Annotated in this window: 15 protein-coding genes; 8 read left to right on the plus strand and 7 right to left on the minus strand. The window is 63.8% G+C overall.

Annotated features, from left to right (window positions below; genetic code table 11):
* The first annotated feature begins 221 nt into the window (after positions 1 to 221).
* The 5 genes from xthA to AACR77_RS19485 all read left to right on the plus strand — a co-directional run bounded on the left by xthA (position 222) and on the right by AACR77_RS19485 (position 7,041).
* Positions 222 to 1,028, plus strand: a complete 807-nt coding sequence (gene xthA / locus AACR77_RS19465) for an exodeoxyribonuclease III (protein ID WP_010673667.1) — start codon at positions 222 to 224, stop codon at positions 1,026 to 1,028.
* A 183-nt stretch (positions 1,029 to 1,211) separates the two neighbouring features.
* Positions 1,212 to 1,700, plus strand: coding sequence for a hypothetical protein (locus tag AACR77_RS19470; RefSeq protein WP_042881656.1), 489 nt, complete (start codon positions 1,212 to 1,214; stop codon positions 1,698 to 1,700).
* 280 nt (positions 1,701 to 1,980) lie between these two features.
* Positions 1,981 to 3,498, plus strand: a complete 1,518-nt coding sequence (locus AACR77_RS19475) for an efflux RND transporter periplasmic adaptor subunit (protein ID WP_042881658.1) — start codon at positions 1,981 to 1,983, stop codon at positions 3,496 to 3,498.
* Entirely contained in the window at positions 3,495 to 6,617 is a 3,123-nt protein-coding gene (locus AACR77_RS19480) for an efflux RND transporter permease subunit (protein ID WP_042881660.1), read from the plus strand. The genes AACR77_RS19475 and AACR77_RS19480 overlap by 4 nt, the downstream gene beginning before the upstream one ends.
* 46 nt (positions 6,618 to 6,663) lie before the next feature.
* Positions 6,664 to 7,041 (plus strand): copper-binding protein, encoded by a 378-nt coding sequence (locus AACR77_RS19485; protein WP_042881662.1) that lies wholly within the window; start codon positions 6,664 to 6,666, stop codon positions 7,039 to 7,041.
* Positions 7,042 to 7,114: 73 nt separating this feature from the next.
* On the opposite strand, the gene AACR77_RS19490 is transcribed toward AACR77_RS19485, so the two are convergent.
* Both AACR77_RS19490 and AACR77_RS19495 read right to left on the minus strand, forming a co-directional pair.
* The gene (locus tag AACR77_RS19490; protein ID WP_042881663.1) at positions 7,115 to 8,809 is read right to left on the minus strand and encodes a pyridoxal phosphate-dependent decarboxylase family protein; all 1,695 of its coding nucleotides are present in this window, start codon (positions 8,807 to 8,809) and stop codon (positions 7,115 to 7,117) included.
* Between the two features lie 176 nt (positions 8,810 to 8,985).
* Entirely contained in the window at positions 8,986 to 9,999 is a 1,014-nt protein-coding gene (locus tag AACR77_RS19495) for a lipoate--protein ligase (protein ID WP_042881665.1), read from the minus strand.
* Between the two features lie 468 nt (positions 10,000 to 10,467).
* Between AACR77_RS19495 and AACR77_RS19500 the strand changes: the two genes are divergently transcribed.
* Complete coding sequence (locus AACR77_RS19500; protein WP_231563220.1) at positions 10,468 to 12,855, plus strand: diguanylate cyclase domain-containing protein; 2,388 nt, start codon at positions 10,468 to 10,470, stop codon at positions 12,853 to 12,855.
* 33 nt (positions 12,856 to 12,888) lie between these two features.
* On the opposite strand, the gene AACR77_RS19505 is transcribed toward AACR77_RS19500, so the two are convergent.
* From AACR77_RS19505 to AACR77_RS19525, 5 genes are read right to left on the minus strand one after another with little or no spacing between them, the layout of a single operon-like run.
* Positions 12,889 to 16,047 (minus strand): efflux RND transporter permease subunit, encoded by a 3,159-nt coding sequence (locus tag AACR77_RS19505; protein ID WP_042881668.1) that lies wholly within the window; start codon positions 16,045 to 16,047, stop codon positions 12,889 to 12,891.
* On the minus strand, positions 16,040 to 17,059 hold the full coding sequence (locus AACR77_RS19510) for an efflux RND transporter periplasmic adaptor subunit (RefSeq protein WP_042881670.1): 1,020 nt from the start codon (positions 17,057 to 17,059) through the stop codon (positions 16,040 to 16,042). Before AACR77_RS19510 ends, AACR77_RS19505 begins: the two co-directional genes overlap by 8 nt.
* 39 nt (positions 17,060 to 17,098) lie before the next feature.
* Positions 17,099 to 17,545 (minus strand): YeeE/YedE family protein, encoded by a 447-nt coding sequence (locus AACR77_RS19515; protein ID WP_042881672.1) that lies wholly within the window; start codon positions 17,543 to 17,545, stop codon positions 17,099 to 17,101.
* Positions 17,546 to 17,558: 13 nt separating this feature from the next.
* Positions 17,559 to 17,972 carry a YeeE/YedE family protein gene (locus AACR77_RS19520; RefSeq protein WP_042881673.1) on the minus strand — a complete coding sequence of 138 codons (414 nt, stop codon included), beginning with the start codon at positions 17,970 to 17,972 and terminating at the stop codon, positions 17,559 to 17,561.
* Positions 17,969 to 18,283: an ArsR/SmtB family transcription factor gene (locus tag AACR77_RS19525; RefSeq protein ID WP_041214807.1), complete on the minus strand. Its 315-nt coding sequence runs from the start codon at positions 18,281 to 18,283 to the stop codon at positions 17,969 to 17,971. The genes AACR77_RS19520 and AACR77_RS19525 overlap by 4 nt, the downstream gene beginning before the upstream one ends.
* A gap of 85 nt (positions 18,284 to 18,368) precedes the next feature.
* Between AACR77_RS19525 and AACR77_RS19530 the strand changes: the two genes are divergently transcribed.
* The gene (locus AACR77_RS19530; RefSeq protein WP_042881675.1) at positions 18,369 to 18,554 is read left to right on the plus strand and encodes a YgaP family membrane protein; all 186 of its coding nucleotides are present in this window, start codon (positions 18,369 to 18,371) and stop codon (positions 18,552 to 18,554) included.
* A 52-nt stretch (positions 18,555 to 18,606) separates the two neighbouring features.
* The gene (locus AACR77_RS19535; RefSeq protein WP_039039227.1) at positions 18,607 to 19,878 is read left to right on the plus strand and encodes an NAD(P)/FAD-dependent oxidoreductase; all 1,272 of its coding nucleotides are present in this window, start codon (positions 18,607 to 18,609) and stop codon (positions 19,876 to 19,878) included.
* Positions 19,879 to 19,976 lie beyond the last annotated feature (98 nt).

Raw genomic sequence — 19,976 nt, forward strand, 5'->3', positions numbered from 1 at the left:
TTCCAAGGCTCATATGCTGCTCGCTTATGTGTCGCCAGGCGCTCTCATGTATACATATACACTCAGGTTCCTCTGCTGCGCGTCACCTTGCTGACAGACTCTCGCGACAGATCGTGAACAGATTCCCGAGCCGCTGCGCCAGTCACAGCCCCCGAACTTGCATCCATCGCGGATTCCTAGTCCAATAAGCGACGAACAAAAACGACATGAGCACCCCGAACATGAAGATCATCTCTTTCAATATCAATGGCCTGCGCGCACGTCTTCATCAGTTGCAAGCCCTTATCGACAAGCACCAGCCGGACGTGATCGGCCTGCAGGAGATCAAGGTGCACGACGAAGCCTTCCCGGTCGCGGACGTGGAGGCCATGGGCTACCACGTGGTCTTCCACGGCCAGAAGGGGCATTACGGGGTCGCCATCATGAGCAAGCAGGCTCCCATCGAGGTGCAAAAGGGCTTCCCCACCGATCCGGAAGATGCCCAGCGCCGCATGATCATGGCCAGCTTCAAGCGGGAAGACGGCTCCGTCATCAAGGTGATGAACGGCTACTTCCCCCAGGGGGAGAGCCAGGATCATGAGACCAAGTTCCCGGCCAAGCAGAAGTTCTATGAGGACCTGCAGCACTACCTCGAGACCCACCACACCCCGGACGACCAGATAGCGCTGATCGGGGATATGAACATCTCCCCCACGGATCTCGACATCGGCATCGGCGAGGCGAACCGCAAGCGCTGGCTGCGGGATGGCAAGTGCTCCTTCCTGCCCATCGAGCGGGAATGGATGGAGCGCCTCAAGGGGTTCGGCCTCACCGACACCTTCCGCGCCGCCAACCCCACCGAGTGCGAGCGCTTCTCCTGGTTCGACTACCGCTCCAGGGGCTTTGACGAGAACCGGGGCCTGCGCATCGACCTCATCATGGCCTCCGACGCCCTCAAGGACAAGGTGACCGAGACCGGCATCGACTACGAGCTGCGCGGCATCGACAAACCCTCGGATCACGCCCCCATCTGGACCTGCTTCGCCTGATCCCCACGCCAGGCTCGCCCTCGCCAAAAGAACCTGCCCCCGCCCATGCGGGGGCTTTTTTTGTTCACTGCCCCGCCCTTTCTTAATCCATGTCAATTCCCAGGCAGACGGCGCTTGCCAGGCCTTGACCTTCTCCTTTCGGCAAGGTTTAGATTCGGCCCATCCGTCACAGGGAAACCACCCATGCTCTCATCGAGATTGCCCACCACGTTCATCGCCCGGCTGTTGCTGGGGCTGATGCTCGTCTGCAATCTCACCCTGTGCATCGGCTGGCATGGGGCGGCCACCGCCCTGCCAAGTGACGCATCCGCATCCATCCTGGCTCCGGCGCAGTTCACCTTGTCTCATGGACGGCACCAGAGCGAGCCGATGCAGTACACCGCCATGCACCAGGCCGACACAGCCTCCCTCTCCTGCCACGGCGGCCCCCAGAGTGAGGCGGCCCCGCCCGGGGAGGAGTGCCAGATGCAGAGCGGCCTCTTCGGCGCCACCAGTGCGCCGCCCCTGCTCGGCCTGCTGCTGTCACTGCTGCTTCCCCTGCTGTTGCTCCCTTCGTGGCGCCTCGCCCCCCTGCTGGACAACTGGTTGCGGGATCCCTTCCTGCGATCCCGCGGCACCCACCCTCCCTCTTGGCCACGCCGACACCTGATGTTGTCGGTGCTGCGCCACTAGAAAGCGCTTCTCTCACGGCAGCGACAAGCCTCGGCTTGCCCGTATCCTGCCGCCTTGCCTGACCCTGTGACGACTGGCCCCGCCAGCAACAGGGAGCCGTGCGCGCTGACACAGCTGCGCCCCGTTTGCCGCCTCGTGGTGATGCCCTGCCCGCGCACACCACCACACTGGCGGCCCGACAGAAGAGAAGAGATATCATGTCATTCCCCCCCGTTACCCGGTCTGCCTGCGCGCAGCCGTGCCAACCCTCCCTTCGCCTCCCGCGCGCCGGAGGCTTGTCATGAACAAGACGTTGTTGATGTCCGCCCTGCTGCTGACCCTCGGCGCTGGTGGCGGCTACTGGGCCGCCAAACAGACCTCCGATGGCGCCAGCGCCAAAGAGAAGACGCCCCTTTACTGGGTCAACCCCATGGATCCCCGCGACAAGCGCGATGGCCCCGCCAAGGACAACATGGGGATGGACTTCATCCCCGTCTATGAGGAAAAACAGGGCGGCTCACCGGGCATAGTCACCATCAGCCCGGAGATCCAGCAGAACCTGGGGGTACGGCTCGCCAAGGTGGAGAAGCTCCCCATCCACCAGCAGATCGAGACGGTGGGTTACGTCGGCTATGACGAGGACAGGCTGGAAGCCGTCAACGCCCGCATGGCGGGCTGGATCCGCACCCTCGCCATCAAGAGCGAGGGGCAGCAAGTGAGCAAAGGCCGCCTGATTTACGAGCTCTACGCCCCGGATCTGGTCAACGCCCAGCACGAGTATCTGCTGGCGCTCAACACCGCCAACCCCCTGCTGCTGCGCGCCGCCGAGGGCAAGCTCAAGTCCCTGCAGGTACCGGCGGATCAAATTGCGGCCCTCAAGCGCAGCCGACAGGTGCAGGAGACGGTGCGCATCTATGCCCCCAGCAGCGGTTATGTCTCCGAGCTGAAGGTGCGCGAAGGCCAGTATGTGGAGCCCGCCGCAGCGCTCTTTAACATCAGTACCCTCAAGCAGGTGTGGGTGAGCGCCGAGGTGTTCGAACGTCAGGCGGCCCAGCTGAAGGTGGGCGATCCGGTCACCATGACCCTCGACTATGCCCCCGGCCGCAGCTGGCAGGGCCGGGTCGATTACCTCTACCCGACTCTGGATGCCACCACCCGTACTCTCAAGGTACGGCTGCGCTTTGCCAACCCGGACGAGTTTCTGAAGCCCAATATGTTCGCCAAGGTGACGATTCAGGCGGGCAAGGGAGAGCCGCAATTGGTGGTGCCGAGCGAAGCGGTGATCCGCACCGGCAGCCAGGACAGGCTGGTGCTGGCGCTGGGGGATGGCAGCTTCAAGTCGGTGGCCGTCACCCTGGGCCCCCAGTTTGGCGACAAGGTTGCCATCCGGGAGGGAGTTGAAGCGGGGGACAGTATCGTCAGCTCGGCCCAGTTCCTGCTCGACTCCGAATCGGCCATCGATTCGGACTTCCAGCGCATGACGGCGGTGCGCCCCGCCCAGGTGTGGACTCAGGGGGAGGTTGAAAGCATCGATCTGGCCAACCGTACCCTGATGGTCTCCCACCAGCCCATCCCCGAGTGGCAGTGGCCCGCCATGGAGATGGAGTTCACCGTGGCCGACGGGGTCGATATGAGCAAGCTCACCGAAGGGCAGACCCTGCATCTGCAAGTGATGCAGGAGGGGGATGAGTACCGCATCACCACCATCCATCAGGAGCAAGCGCCGGCCAACGGCGATGCCACTAAGCCCGCAACGGATGAGATGGGCAAGATGGAAGGCATGGACCATAGCCAGCACGATATGGGAGCCAAATCATGATCCCGTCGATTATTCGCTGGTCCATCGGCAACCGCTTTCTGGTGCTGCTATTGACCCTCATGCTCACCGCCTGGGGGCTCTGGTCGGTCAAACAGACCCCGGTAGACGCCCTGCCGGATCTCTCCGACGTGCAGGTGATCATCAAGACGGCCTATCCGGGCCAGGCACCCCAGGTGGTGGAGGATCAGGTGACCTACCCCCTCACCACCGCCATGCTGGCGGTGCCGGGGGCCACCACGGTGCGCGGCTACTCCTTCTTCGGCGACTCCTTCGTCTATGTGCTGTTTGACGACAGCACCGACCTCTACTGGGCCCGTGCCCGGGTGCTGGAGTATTTGAGCCAGGTTGCCCCCAACCTGCCCGTCTCCGCCCGTCCCCAGCTCGGCCCCGATGCAACCGGGGTGGGCTGGGTCTATCAGTACGCGCTGGTGGACAGAACCGGCAAACATGATCTCAGCGAGCTCACCTCCCTGCAGAACTGGTTCCTCAAGTACGAGCTGCAGACGGTGGACGGGGTCTCCGAGGTCGCCACCGTGGGCGGCATGGTGCGCCAGTATCAGGTGCGGGTCGACCCGGACAAGCTGCGCGCCTACGGCATTCCGCTCTCCCTAATCGAGACCGCCATCAAGCAGGGCAACCAGGAGACCGGCGCCTCCGTCATCGAGATGGCGGAAGCGGAGTACATGGTGCGCTCCAACGGTTATCTGAAGAGCGTGGAAGATCTCAAGCAGATACCCCTCGGTACCAATGTGCGCGGTGCGCCCCTGCTGCTGGGCGACGTGGCGGATGTGGTCACCGGCCCCCAGAGCCGGCGCGGCCTGGCCGAGCTCAACGGTGAAGGGGAAGTGGTGGGCGGCATCATCGTCATGCGTTACGGCGAGAATGCCCAGCACACCATCGACGGGGTCAAGGCGCGGCTGGCGGAGCTGAAAAGCAGCCTGCCAGAGGGGGTGGAGGTGGTCACCGTCTACGATCGATCCGACCTTATCCAGCGCGCCATCGACAACCTCTCCGGCAAGCTGGTGGAGGAGTTCGCGGTGGTGGTGCTGGTCTGTCTCGCCTTCCTGTTCCACTTGCGTTCATCCCTGGTGGTGGTCATCTCCTTGCCCATCGCCATCCTGACCGCCTTTATCGTGATGCACCTGCAGGGGATCAACGCCAACATCATGTCGCTGGGGGGCATCGCCATCGCCATCGGCGCCATGGTGGATGGCGCCATCGTGATGATCGAGAACGTCCACAAGCACATGGAGCGGGAGGCGCTCACCGACAAGAACCGCTGGCGCATCATCACCGAGGCGAGCATAGAAGTGGGGCCCGCCATCTTCTTCTCCCTGCTCATCATCACCATCAGCTTCCTGCCGGTGTTCGCGCTGGAGGCGCAGGAGGGGCGGATGTTCCACCCCCTCGCCTACACCAAGACCTACGCCATGGCGGCGGCGGCCGGGCTCGCCATCACGCTGGTGCCGGTGATCATGGGTTACTTCATCCGTGGCAAGGTACTGGCGGAGCAGGCCAACCCGCTGAACCGCTGGCTAAGCCAAGGCTATGTGCCACTGCTCAAGGCCGTGCTGGCCCGTCCGAAAACCACCCTGGCCATCGCCGCCGTGGTAACGGTGGCGGGCTTCTGGCCGCTCAAGTACCTGGGCTCCGAGTTTATTCCGCCGCTGGATGAGGGGGACATCATGTACATGCCCACCACAGCAGCAAATATCTCGGTGGGCAAGGCGCGGGAGATTTTGCAGCAGACCGACAAGCTCATTCGTACCGTGCCCGAGGTGCAGAACGTGTTCGGCAAGGCGGGGCGCGCCGACTCAGCCACCGACCCTGCAGACCTGGTGATGATGGAGACCAGCATCCAGCTCAAGCCCCGCGACCAATGGCGCCCCGGCATGACCCCGGAAAAGCTGAAAGAAGAGCTCGACTCCCTCATCCGCTTCCCCGGTCTCACCAACGCCTGGGTGCCCCCCATCAAGACCCGCATCGACATGCTGGCCACCGGTATCAAGACCCCGGTCGGCATCAAGATTGCGGGGCCCGATCTCAAGGTGATCCAGCAGCTCGGCCAACAGCTTGAACAGATTGTCGGCAAGGTGGAGGGCGCCTCATCGGTCTACGCCGAGCGGGTGGCCGGTGGCCGCTATGTGAAGGTGGACATCGACCGACTGAAAGCGGCCCGTTACGGCCTCAATATCGCCGACGTGCAGGCGGTGCTCGCCACCGCGGTGGGCGGCATGGAGGTGGGCCAGACCATCGAGGGGCGCGAGCGCTACCCCATCAACCTGCGCTATCCCCAGAGCTATCGCGATTCGGTGGCCAGTCTGGAACTGCTGCCGGTGGTGACGCCGAGCGGCGCCCGCATCGCCCTGGCGGACGTGGCCCGGGTCTACATCAGCGACGAGGCGCCCATGCTGCGCAGTGAAAACGCGCGCCTCAACGGCTGGGTCTTCGTCGATATTCGCGGCCGCGATATCGGCTCCTTCGTCGATGAAGCCAAGGCCGAGGTGGGCAAGCAGCTGGTGCTGCCGGCGGGCTACGCCCTCACCTGGTCCGGCCAATACGAGTACATGGAGCGGGCCAAGGCACGCCTCGCCTACGTGGTGCCATTGACCGTCGCCATTATCGTGCTGCTGCTCTATCTGGCGTTTCGCCGCGTTCAGGAGGTACTGCTCATTCTCACCACCTTGCCGCTGGCGGTGGTGGGCGGGATCTGGACCCTCTGGCTGCTCGACTTCAACCTCTCGGTGGCAGTCGGGGTGGGCTTTATCGCCCTGGCGGGGGTGGCGGTGGAGACCGGCGTGCTGATGCTGGTCTACCTCAACCACGCCTGGGATGAGCTCGTGGCCAGCGGCAAGCCGGACCAGGCGGGGCTGCATCGTGCGGTGATCCACGGCGCCGCCCTGCGCCTGCGCCCCAAGATGATGACGGTGGTCACCATCATCGCGGGCCTCTTGCCCATCATGTGGAGCCACGGCACCGGCTCCGAGGTGATGCAGCGCATCGCCGCCCCCATGATCGGCGGCATGGTGAGCGCCTTGGGTCTGACCCTCTTGGTGCTGCCCGCCGCCTACTACCTGTGGCGCAGCCGCAGCCTGCCTGATTATCAACAATCCGAATGACCCGATTTCCCAACCCTTTTCGACTGAACGATTGAAGGAAAACACCATGAACTACAAGACGCAGACCCTGACATTGCTGCTCGGCCTTGCCACCCACACCGGCCTGCAGGCTGCCGAGATGATGAACCATCAGGGCCACGACATGGCGCAAATGGAGGGGATGAACCATGAGGGCCACGACATGGCCGCCATGCAAACCGAGCAGACCCTGACCAAGGGGACCATCACCCGCCTCGATGCCGCGAGCGGCAAGGTCGGCATCAAGCACGAGGCCATCGCGAACCTCAAGATGCCGGCGATGACCATGGTGTTTCGGGTGGCCGATCCCGCCCTGCTCAAGGATCTGAAAGTGGGGGATGCGGTGCGCTTTCACGCCGAAAACCCGGCCGGCAAGCTCACCGTGACCGCTATCCAGAAACGGTAACCACTGCCTTGAGCCATAAAAACGGCGGGATTATCCCGCCGTTTTTATTTATGACATCACAAGATGCGGCTCTTCAGCCACGAATATGCGCGATAAAGGCGTCGATCTGCTCACGGCCGCAGGCGGGGTTCATGAAGACCGCCTTCTCCCCGGCGATATAGGAGTACTTGCCACGCTCGTCGTAGTCCGAGTGCGCCACCGCCTCCACCCAGTTGGTGTAGAGCCCCACCTTGCCGCGTCCCTTGAACAGGCTGCGGTGGTACTCGGTGTTGCGTGCCAGCCGCGCCTTGTAGGCCGCATCCGGGCTACGGGCCAGCTCGAAGGCGAACTCGGCTTCCGGGTCCTGCACCCACTCGGGGTTGTAGATCTTGAAGCCGACACTGGGCCCCTGATTCTCCTGGGCCACCAGCTTGACGTTGCCGAGCTGGCTTAACCGGAAGCGGAAGTAGTTGGCGTTTTGCAGGCAGTGGGCAAGCACGGTGCGATACCCCTCCACCCCCAGGTAGTTGAGGGCCGCATAGGCACCGAACAGGCCGCTCGCCCCCCGGGAGCACTCGATGGTGGATTGCAGGTGGGTCTGACCCTGGATGTCCCGCTCGAAGTAGGAGAAGTTCTCCGGGTCATTCTCCATCGCCTTGAGATCGCTCTGCTCTTTTATCATCACCAGGCTGGAGGTGTAGGGCACATAACCCCACTTCTGGAAGTCGACGGTGAAGGAGTCGGCGTATCTGAGCTCGGCGAAGCGGCTCACGTTGCGCTCTATCCCCGCGAGCGTCGCGGCGTTGATGGCCAGCGGGTTGGCGGCAAAGTCGTAGTCCAGGAAGAAGATCATCGACCAGCCGATGGCGGCGTCGACGTGGATGTGGGGCTTGACCGCCACCTCGAAGCGCTCGCACAGCCTGTCCCGCAGCTCGACCACGGGTTTGACCCTATCCACCCCGAAGGTGTCGGTGGTGCCCATGGTGAGCATGATGGTGGGCACCACGTGATGAAGGGCGAAGCAGGCAGTCAGGGTACGCTCGAGGTGGTCGAGATCGATGTCGTTGTTCTCGCCCACCTGGATGCGGATGGTCTTGTTCTCGATGTCCACCCCGAGCAGGGAGAGGTTGGTGATGTTGGAGTAGTGACCGCCCTGGGAGTTGATGATGCGGTAGTCCTGATAATGACCGAGCCCCTTGTGCTTGGCTTCCGGCAGGCTCTTGCGAATGCCGAGCAGGTAGCCGTAGAGGTTACAAAACGTCCCCCCCTGGGTGAAGATGCCGGTGGCGCGGGCCGGGTCGTAACCCGCCAGCAGCGCTATCTGGCGCACCACCTTCTTCTCCAGCTCCTCCGCCACCCCGGCGTATTCGGAGTAGACCAGGTTGGGGTTGGCCAATATGCCCATCTGGGCGCCATAGATGGCGGGATCCGCCGACATGGTGATGACGTTCTCGACGCTGGAGGGGTTCTCCCAATCTTTTGACAGGGCGCCGGCAAACAGCAGCTCCGCCATGGGCTCCCCCGGCGTGCGCATGGTGGCTGGCACCGGCATGGTTTCGCAGAGATCCGCCAGGCGGGCGCGACCATCGGGCCAGGCATTGAGCCGCGCATCCGGCGCCAGTCCGCGGGCGCGAAACTCGTTGAGGGTGGCAAAGCCGGGCTCGCGAAACACCGGCCAGAGGTCGGGGTTGCGTGAGAAAAAGTGGGCTTTGACGGTGGCAAAACGGCGGGCGAATTCGGGGGAGACGGCGTTGACGCCCTCATCTTTCAGATAGACCAAGTGATTCATTTTAATACCATTGATACTGCTGAGGTGCGGTTTTTATACTCCAGTGACACCTCTATCAACAGAGACAATAACTAATGGTCTGCCCTACTTTTTGTCATGTTGGCGCCCTGACGGGCGCCGCGCCCCCTCTCCCCTCTTTTCCCCTGTTCATCTTGTGATCCTGGTCATGGGCAAGGTCAGCGCAGGGCGGTCAGCAGCCATGCCGAGAATCCTTCCAGCTCGGAGTTGGCCGAAAACGTCGCCCGCCACTGACGCAGCAACGCGTCGATGGCGTCGGGACGATAGGCCACCCCGGGCAGGCGTGCGGCCAGGTCATCCAGGGGCGCAGGGTCCAGGGTGTCACTGAAGATCTGTGCCCGTCCTATCACCCCCTTCTCCACGTCGAAATGCAGCTCCACCCCGCCCCAGCCGAAACGCTCGTCCAGCTGATGGCTGAACGCCGGGGCATGGCCGAAGTTCCACTCCCAGCTGCGCTGGCGGGCGAAGGTCTCGGCGAAACCAGGCAAGTCCGGCATCCGCTCGGGGGAGATGTGCTCGGGCTGCACCACCTCACCGTGATGGGCAAAGAAGGCGTCGCACAGAGCCTGCACCACCTGCTCATGATCCAGACCAGGCAGCAGCTCGCCAAGGTTCGCCACCCGGCTTCTCACCGAGCTGATGCCCTTGGCCGCGAGCTTCTTCGGATCCGGGTTGAGGTAGTTGGCGAGGCGGCCGAGATCGGCATCCAGCAGCAGGGTACCGTGGTGAAAGCCGCGATCATGGGTCTCCCGGTAGGCCGAACCCGACACCTTGCGATCCCCGTCCGGGGTCGCCACCAGCAGGTCGTTTCGCCCGGAGGCAAAAGCGCTCACGCCGAGTCTGGCGAGGGCATCGATGACGATGGTGGTGGAGACGCTCTTGTCATAGCCGGGCTTGCCCGCCATGAAGGTGAAGCAGCTGTTGCCAAGGTCGTGAAACACGGCGCCGCCCCCGCTGCTGCGCCGGGCCAGGGTCACCCCGTCCTCTTCCATGCGGCGGGTATTGCACTCCTTCCAGGGGTTCTGGGCCCGGCCTATCACCACGGTATTAGCGTTGCGCCACAGGAACAGCACCCGCTGGGCCGGGTCCATCTGGCGAAAGATGCACTCCTCCACCGCGAGGTTGAACAGGGGATCGTGGGAGTCGGAGAGCAGCAGGCGCAAGGAAGACATGACAGGACCTTCTCGGAAAACAGGAAACGGATGACTACCATACCACCCTGAACGGAGGAAGGCGTCCCCCGACCGCCACAGGTCGACACCCGATCGGGGCAAGAGCATCAACTTCTGATACGACAGGAGAAGACAAGCGGGAGTCGCCGAAAACACGCAGTTTATCATTAACAGGCGAGAAGAGAGGCGGCAGCCACCCCTCTTGGAATGACACCTTATGCCCTTGTCACCGGGCCGGTGACGGGTTGACAAGGTTTCAAAACGAGCCGTGACGCCCATTGACGTGATGAATGACACAAAAATGACTTTTACTGCCTCCCGCGCCCCATCTTATTGGGGCCTGCTCCCCTTGCGAATGGCAGGAAATTGTTTGACTCTAGCCAGAAGAGCACCTCCCGAGAGAACAGCGGTATGACGGAGTCCGATGCATCTCGCCAGCCTGTACGCTGGCTTCTGCCTTTCTGGGTGATGATTGCCACCCTGACCACGGCTCCCCTCAGGGCGGATGAGCGCGTCATCCTGCAACTTCCCTGGCAGCACCAGTTCCAGTTTGCCGGTTACTACGCCGCCATCGCCAAGGGGTTCTACCAGGAGGTCGGCCTGCAGGTCACCCTGCGGGAGGCGGGGCCGGGCACCGACGTCATCAATGAAGTCACCACGGGTCGCGCCCAGTTCGGCATCCGCGGCAGCGATCTGCTGCTGGCCCGGGCAGCAGGTCGCCCTGTGGTGGTGCTCGCCGCCATGTTGCAGCACTCCCCCCTGATGCTCATCACCCTGGAGCGGCCGGATATCCAGACCCCGGGCGATCTGGCCAACAAGCGGCTGATGCTCGAACCCGGCTCCAACGAGCTGCTCACCTACCTGCATCGCTACACCCGCAGCCGGCAGTGGGATACCCTGCCCTACGAGCGGGGGGTACAGGCACTGCTGAGGGGCCAGGCGGACGCCATCAGCGCCTACAGCACAACCGAGCCCTTCACCCTGCAGCAACAGGGCATTCCCTACCGGGTGTTCAGTCCCCGCGACATCGGGTACGACTTCTACGGAGACAACCTCTTCACCTCGGAAAATGAGGTCTTCAACCAGCAGGAACGGGTCCAGCGCTTCTTGCAGGCCAGCCTCAAGGGGTGGCGCTATGCCATGGATCATCCCGAGGAGATGATCAACCTGATCCTGGAGCACTACCCCAGCGGGGCCGGGCGTGAGGCGCTCGCCTTCGAGGCCCGTGAAACCCGGGCCCTGATGCAGCCCGACATCATCGAGCCCGGCTACATGCAGCAGGATCGCTGGCAGCAGATCGCCCGCACCTACCAGGAGGCCGGGATGATCAAGGCGGTGCCCAACCTCACTCCCTTCCTCTACAACAGTACCCAGGCGAGCCTTCGTCAGCAGCGCCAACTGCTCGACAGGAGCGTGGCCATCGCCATGCTGATCTCTTTCTCCCTGCTGGCCCTGCTCGGCGTCTTCCTGCACCTCTATCTGCGTCTGCGGGAAGAGGCCAGTGACCGACAGCGGCTCACCCGGGAACTGGCCCAGCGCGAGCAGCACTACCGTTTCGTGGCGGAGAACAGCGGCGACGTGATCTGGACCATGGACACCGACAGCCTGCGTTTTCGTTACATCAGCCCCGCCATCGCGTCCCTGAGCGGCTATGAGCCCGCCGAACTCTTTGCCCTCTCCCTGCGCCAGCTGCTCCCCGATGAGTCCTGGAAACAGCTTCGCGACGGCATCACCGCCTCCCTCGAGGCCTGGCAACGGGGGGATCATGGGCAGACCCGGTGCGTCATCCACTCCCAGCTGCGCCACAAGCAGGGTCATCTGGTGGCCATCGAGACGGTCACCACCTTGCATGGCAGCGCCAGCACAAGACCGGACGCCATTTTGGGGGTGACCCGGGATGTCACCGAACGTTCGGCCCGGGAGGAGATGATGCGCCGCCTCGCCTTCTATGACCCCCTCACCGGCCTGGCCAACCGCCGCCTGCTGCAACAGCGGCTCAAGGAGACCCTGGAGCAGGCTCCCCAGCAGCCCCTGGCCCTGGTCTTCATCGATCTCGACCACTTCAAGCCCATCAATGACACCTTCGGCCACGAAACCGGCGACCTGCTGCTCAAGCTGGTGGCCGAGCGCATGGGGGAGTGCGTCAGGGAAGAAGATCTGGTGGCACGCCTTGGGGGGGACGAATTCGTCATCATGCTGCCCGATACGGATGCCTCGGCCCTCGCGGTCGCCGACAAGCTGCACCACTGCCTGCATCACCCCTTCCAGCTTGAGCAGCAGGCGCTGCGCATCTCCGGCAGCATAGGGGTCGCCCTCTATCCGGATCACGGCGCCGACCCCAAGACCCTGATGCACCACGCCGATCATGCCATGTATCAAGCCAAGCACCATGGCCGGGGCAGGGTCTGCCTGTTTTCCACCGGGCAGGATCCCCTCCCCGGCACTCTGCAATGGCAGCCCGCCCACGCATGCGGCCACCCCCGCATCGATGCGGACCACCGCCAGCTCTACCTGCTGGCCAACCGCTTGCTCGAGCACATGCAGGATCCCGGCATCCATCCCGATGCCTTGCTGGCAGACATGGCGCAGATATTCGAGATGGCGCGCCAGCACTTCCTCCTCGAAGAGCAGGTCCTCGCGCAATATGGCTATGAGGAGCTGGCGGCCCATCGCCAGGAGCACCAGCATCTGCTGAAAAAAGCCGGTCAGCTGATGGCGGCCGCACAGGCGGGCACCCTTGGCAACGACGCCCTGCTCAACTTCATCATTCAGGAGCTGGTCGTGGGTCACATGAGCCAGGCGGATCGCCGTTATTTCCCCCTGATGAAAACCTGCGATGCCCGCGAGGCGGTGTGATACCCGAAAACAGGGGGCACGTGCCCCCTGTGTTTACCTCTGACTTCGGCGAACGAGCAGGCTGTAGTAGAGCAGCGGGATCACCACCAAGGTGAGCAGGGTGGAAACCAGGATCCCGAAGATAAGGCTGATGGCGAGGCCATTGAAGATGGGGTCATCCAGGATGAAAAGCGCCCCTATCATGGCCGCCTGCGCCGTCAGCATGATGGGTTTGGCTCGCACCTGCGCCGCCTCGATCACCGCCTGCTCGAACGCCATGCCACTCGCCCGCTGCTGCTCGATGAAATCCACCAGCAGGATGCTGTTGCGCACGATGATCCCGGCCAGGGCGATCATCCCGATCATCGAGGTGGCGGTGAACTGGGCCCCCAGCAGGGCGTGACCCGGCATCACCCCGATGAGGGTGAGCGGAATGGGGGCCATGATGATGAGCGGCACCAGATAGGAGCGGAACTGGGCCACCACCAGCAGGTAGATGAGGATCATCCCCACCCCATAGGCCAGCCCCATGTCGCGGAAGGTCTCGTAGGTTATCTTCCACTCCCCGTCCCACAACAGCGCCACCTCCCCCAGCTTGTCGGGCTGATGTACGTAATACTGTGGCAGCGAGATGTCGGCACCGGCGGCAAACATGCCGTAGAGCGGGCTGTCGGCATGGCCGCCCATGTCAGCCACCACCATCACCATGGGCTGCATGTTCTTGTGCATGAGGTAGCTGGGGGCCACCTCGTCACGACGGCTCACCAGCTCGGAGACCCGCACCAGCTGGCCGCTCTGGCTGCGCACCTTGAGAGCCAGGATGCCGGTCAGATCCCGCTTGTCACCGGGGGCGAGCTCGATGCGGATCGGCACCGGATACTTGGCGCCTTGCCCCTGCAGCCAGCTCGCATCCTGATAGCCCACCCCGCCATTGAGGGTCGCCACCAGATCACCGAGATCGACCCCGAGCAGGGCCGCCTGGGCGCGATCCACCACCAGCCGCCACTTGGGCTGAGGGTCGGTCAGATAGATGTCCACGTCCACCAGATCCGCCGTGGCCACAAAGCGGGCCTCTACGGCGCGGGCAGCGGCTTCACGGGCGGCCTGCGTCGGGCCATACACTTCCGCGACAATGGGCGACCAGACAGGCGGTCCCGGGGGCACCTCCACCACCTTGAGGTTGCCCCCTGCCGCACTGGCGATGGCCTGCAAGGGCGCACGCACCGACCGGGCAATCTCGTGACTGCTGCGATCCCGTTCATGCTTGTCCACCAGATTGACCTGAATATCACCCACGTTGGCGCCGCTGCGGATGAAGTAGTGGCGCACCAGCCCGTTGAAGTTGATGGGGGCGGCGGTGCCGGCGTAGATCTGGTAATCCTTCACCTCGGGCACCCTGGCGAGCTCCCGACCCACCGCCAGCAGGGTGCGCTCGGTCTGCTCCAGGGTCGCCCCCTCCGGCATGTCGAGCACCAGCTGGAATTCCGACTTGTTGTCAAAGGGGAGCATCTTGAGCACCACCCACTGCCCCACGGGCATGGCGGCCGCCCCCGCCACCAGCAACAGGATGGCCAGCCAGAGCTTGTGTCTCGCTCTTTTGGCACCCGCCCCCATCAGAAAGGGGGTCATCAGCCGGTAAAAGAGCCCGGCCTTGGCGTCCCCGTGGGCGACATGCCCCTCGCGCTTGAGCAGGTGATTGGCCAGCCAGGGGGAGAAGATAAAGGCCACCAGCAGGGAGATGAGCATCCCCATGCTGGCATTGATGGGGATGGGGCTCATGTAGGGGCCCATCAGGCCGCTGACGAAGGCCATGGGCAGCAGGGCCGCGATGACGGTCAGGGTCGCCAGTATGGTCGGCCCCCCCACCTCGTCCACCGCGCCCGGAATGAGATCCTTGAGGGACCCCTTGCCCAAACCGCGATGACGGTGGATGTTCTCCACCACGACGATGGCGTCATCCACTAGGATGCCGATGGAGAAGATCAGCGCAAAGAGGGACACCCGGTTGAGGGTAAAGCCCCACGCCCAGCTGGCAAAGAGGGTCAGTGCCAGGGTGATGACGATGGCGACCCCCACCACCAGCGCCTCGCGCCACCCCATGCTCACCAGCACCAGCAATACCACCGCCGTGGTGGCAAAGATGAGCTTGCCGATGAGGGTGTTGGATTTGGTCTCGGCGGTGACGCCGTAGTCACGGGTCACCGTCACCTCGACGCCAGCCGGGATGAGCCGGTTCCTGAGGCTCTCGACCCGTGCCTCCACCCGCTTGGCCACCTCCACCGCGTTCTGCCCCGGCTGCTTGCCGATGGCCAGGGTCACCGCCGGGTAGCTGGCTTGCCCCTGCCCCATCCAGCTGCGCTGGACCGGGGTCTCTTCCCCAAGCGCCACCCGGGCCACCTCACCGAGATAGACGGGCTTGTCGCCCTGCAACCCCACCACCAGCTCGCGGGCCTCCTGCTCGCTTTGCAGGAACTGCCCCACCTGCACCTTGATTTCCCGGTTATCCTGCACCACGGCCTGCTCGCTGCCCACCCGGTTGGCGGCAGAGAGACGCTGGTTCAGTTCGCCCCAGCTGATGCCATGGGCGCTGAGGGCCGCCGGATCCGGCATCACCCGCAGCACGGCGCTCTGGCTGCCCAGCGTGTAGATATCGCGGGTACCGGGAATGCGCTTGAGTTCGGTCTCCAGCTCATGGGCGACCCGGGTCAGATCGGGGGCCCCCAGCTGCTTGCTCCAGAGGGTCAGACTGACGATGGGCACATCATCGATCCCCCGGGGTTTTACCAGTGGCTGACCCACCCCCAGCCCCTGGGGCAGCCAGTCTCGATGGGAGTCGAGCTGGTTGTTGAGATCCACGATGGCCTGCTCGCGGCTCACGCCTACCTTGAACACCACCACCAGCAGGGCACCATCGGGTTGGGAGAAGGAGTAGAGGGTATCTATCCCCTTTATCTGGGAGACCACCTGCTCGGCAGCGGTGGTAACGAGGGATTCCACCTCTGCCGGGCTGGCGCCCGGGAAGGGAATGTAGACGTCGGCGAAGGTGACATCGATCTGGGGCTCCTCCTCCTTGGGGGTCACCAGCACGGCAAAGAGGCCGAGCAAGAGCCCCACCAGCGCCAGCAGCGGGGTGATGGCCGAGCCCTGAAACAGGGCCGCCAGCCGACCCGCCAGCCCCAGGCGGCCATGGTTGCCGTTCAGCTCGCTACTCATGGGACACCTCCTGTTGACGGGTCCAGGCATCGGGGGCCAGGGTGTCACCGCCCTTGAGACCCGCCAGGACCTCGCACAGCCCAGCCTCGCAGTGGCCGACCCGCACCGGGGTCAGGGCCCAGCCCTCCCCTTCTTTGAGGTAGACGCCGTTGAACTCCCCCTGCCGCAGCAGGGCGGGCTCCGGCACTTGCAACACCTGACGCTCACCCTGTTTGAGCTGCACCTTGAGCCACATGCCGGGCAGCACCCCTGCCGTGTTCGGCGGCAGATCGAGGCGCAGCCGGAAACTGTGGCTCTGGCTGTCGGCGTAGTTGAAGCGGGTCAGCTTGACGGGAGTCACGGCCTTGCCACCGGGCAGCAGCACCTGCACATCCGACGGCTGGCCGGCGAGAGCCAGTGCGGACTGGGGCAGCTCCAGCTCCACCCTCAGCTCGCCAAGGGAGAAACCGGAGAGCAGCGGCGTACCGGGGGCCACCGTCTCCCCCAGCTCCACCAGCCGCCTGGTCACCACCCCGGCGTAGGGGGCGAGGATACGGGTATAGCCGTAGGCTTCCCGGGCCTGGATGAGGGCGGCCTCGGCGGCATTGACCTCGGCGCGGGCGGCCCGATCCGTTGCCTGGGCGTTGTCGAGCTGGGCCCGGGTGATCACCCCCTTGGCGATGAGGGCCTGATAACGGGTGAGCTGGCGCTCGGCCTCCACCTGCTGGGCCTGGGCCCTGGCCACCCGCGCCTCGGCGCCGGTCACGGCGGCAGACTGCTCCTTGCCGCTTATCTCGAGCAGGGGCTGCCCGGCCTGTACCTCGTCGTTCACATCCACCAGCATGCGGGAGACGCGGCCGCTGGTCTGGGCCGCGACCGTCCCCTGATGAATGGCGCTCACGGTACCGCTCAGGGTGAGCCAGTCGGTGACGCGCTGCGGGGTCAGCGTCAGCGGCCCCTTGGCCTCCTCGGCCGCCACCAGGGTGGATGTCATGACCAGCAGGGTGGTCACCAGCAACCGGATTGTGTTCATCATGATTCTCCTTCCCTGGCTCATGGGCACCTTGAAAACTCAGGCAATACGGTGCTGGCGAGCCTTCTCCAGCACCCTGTTCCAGACCTTGTCCACCAGCAGGATCCCGGCCGCCATGGCCCCGATGAACAACAATATCACGGGCTGTCCGCTGGAAATGAGACTCAAGGCAGGCCCTGGACAGATGCCGACCAGGCCCCAACCGATCCCGAACAGTGCGGCCCCGCCAATCAGGCGGCGATCCAGCACGGGAGCGGGAACCCGGGCCATGGGTTCCCCCAGCAGGCTCAGACGACGGGGCTTCACCAGCAGGAAGTAGCCCGGCATGAAGACAGCCAGGGCCCCCCCCATCACGAAGGCCAGGCTGGGATCCCAGGCACCGGCCAGATCGAGAAACCCGGTGACCCGCGCCGGATCCATCATCCCGGAGAGGGCCATTCCCAGCCCGAACAACAGACCCGCAAACACACTTGTCAGCAATTTCATGGCAATCAACCCGTCAAAACATGTGGTGAGTAAAGAACACGGTCGCCACGCCCATCCCCATAAAGGTGAGCGTCGCCACCACGGAGCGCGTCGACAGCCGCCCCATGCCGCAGATGCCGTGACCGCTGGTGCAGCCATTGCCAAGACGGGTGCCGATGCCCACCAGCAGGCCGGCCAGCAGCACCACGGGCCAGCCGGGCAAGGCATCAAAGGCGGGCATGGTGGCCCAACCCAGGGTCAGCGCCAGCCAGGCCCCCAGTCCCAATCCCAGCAGAAACAGCACCCGCCAGGGCGTCTTGTACTGCATTGCACCGGCCAGAATGCCGCTGATCCCGGCCACCCGGCCGTTGAACAACATCAGGATCAGGGCCGAGAGCCCCGCCAGCATGCCGCCCCCCAACGAGAGCAGCCATTGGCTTTCCATCATCGAATTTCCTCATCTGAGTGACAAAAATGGGTTTGCAGCGCCGCCAGCACATCGGCCGCCGCCTCGCTCACCAGGGAGTAGTAGATCTGCTGGGAGACTTTGCGCGAGCGGACAAGGCCCTGGCGCTTCAATACCGACAGTTGCTGGGAGAAGGCCGACTGCCCGAGCTGGCTGTGGGCCAGCAGCTCCCCGACCCCCTTCTCCCCTTCCACCAGCTGGCAGAGCACCATCAGGCGTTCGGGATGAGCCAGCGCCTTGAGCAGGCCGGCGGCGGCTGTCGCATGTCGGTTCATCTCGTCGAAGTGGCTCATAAGATTAAATTAGCAATTGCTGATATTTGTTCTATTGTATAAAACATCCCTAAATTAGCAATCACTAAACAAAAGGGGACGAGAAATGATCGTCGATAACGGAGTCAGAGTGGTCGCGGGTGGCATGTTGCTGCTGTCGCTGCTGCTCACGGCCTGGGTCCACCCGGGCTTTGTCTGGTTGAGCGTCTTTGTCGGGATCAACCTGATCCAGAGCGCGTTCACCGGGGTCTGTCCCGCCGCCGCCGTGCTCAGGCGAATGGGGCTCAAATAGGCAGGCGGACATATTGGCTCACAGGAGCCGTGTAATAGAGCGGAGGCTCATTATGGCAACCATCATCATCATCGGGGCAGGGTTGGGGGGCATGTCGGCCGCCTACGAGCTCAAGGCCGAACTCGGCAAGCAGCACGACGTCATCCTGGTGAACGACAAACCCGACTTTGAATTCAACCCTTCGAACCCGTGGATTGCGGTCCGGTGGCGAGAGCGCAAGGATATCTCCCTCCCCATAGAGCCTCATGTGAAGAAGAAGGGGATCCGCTTCATCCACGCCGCCCTGACCGGGTTGCAACCCCTCGAACAGCAGATCCGCCTCTCCGATGGCCAGCACCTGCACTACGACTTTCTGGTGCTCTGCACCGGCCCCGCACTCGCCTTTGAAGAGGTGCAGGGAGCGGGCCCGACGGCGGGCGGCACCGCCAGCGTCTGCACCCTCTCCCACGCAGAGGAGTGCCTGCACAGTGTCAACGGGCTGCTCGACGAACCGGGTCCGGTGATCGTCGGTGCCATGCCCGGCGCCTCCTGCTTCGGCCCGGCCTACGAATACGCCTTCATCCTCGATCGTCACCTGCGCGACAAGAAGGTGAGAAAGGACGTGCCCATGACCTTCGTCACCAGCGAACCCTACATCGGTCACCTCGGCCTCAACGGCGTGGGGGATTCCAAGGGCATGCTGGAGAGCGAGCTGCGCATGCGCGACATGCAATGGATCTGCAATGCCCGCACCGTGGCAGCCAGGGATGGGGTGATGACGGTGGAGGAGCTGGATGAAGATGGCAACGTCAAGCGCACCCACAGCCTCCCCTACAAGCATGCCATGATGCTGCCCGCCTTCGCCGGCATCAGCCCCCTGCGGGGCCTCGAGGGGCTGGTCAATCCCCGCGGGTTCGTCATCGTCGACGAACACCAGCGCAACCCTGTCTTCCCGCAGATTTACGCCGCCGGGGTCTGCATCGCCATCCCGCCCCAGCACAAGACGCCGGTACCGACCGGGGTGCCCAAGACCGGCTACATGATCGAGGCCATGGTGCGCACCTTAAGCCACAACATCAAGGCAGAGCTGGACGGCCAGCCCCCGGTCACCCGGGCGGTGTGGAATGCCATCTGTCTGGCGGACATGGGGGACACAGGGGCCGCCTTCGTGGCCATGCCGCAGATCCCGCCGCGCAACGTCGCCTGGTTCAAGAAAGGGAAGTGGGTCCACCTGGCCAAGATAGCGTTCGAGAAGTATTTCCTGCACAAGATGCAGGTGGGCGACACCGAACCCATCTATGAAAAACTGATGCTCAAATACCTGGGCATCGACAAGACCCGGTAACCCCCCAAGGGCCCGCCGGTGAAGGGAAGAGGGCTCCCTTCACCGGCGCTTTCATCTCTTTTTTATTATGTTTCAATATGTTGCTATCAAGACTGTGA

The sequence above is a fragment of the Aeromonas sp. ZOR0002 genome (assembly GCF_963866995.1).
In the GTDB taxonomy this organism is placed as follows: Bacteria; Pseudomonadota; Gammaproteobacteria; order Enterobacterales; family Aeromonadaceae; genus Aeromonas; species Aeromonas caviae.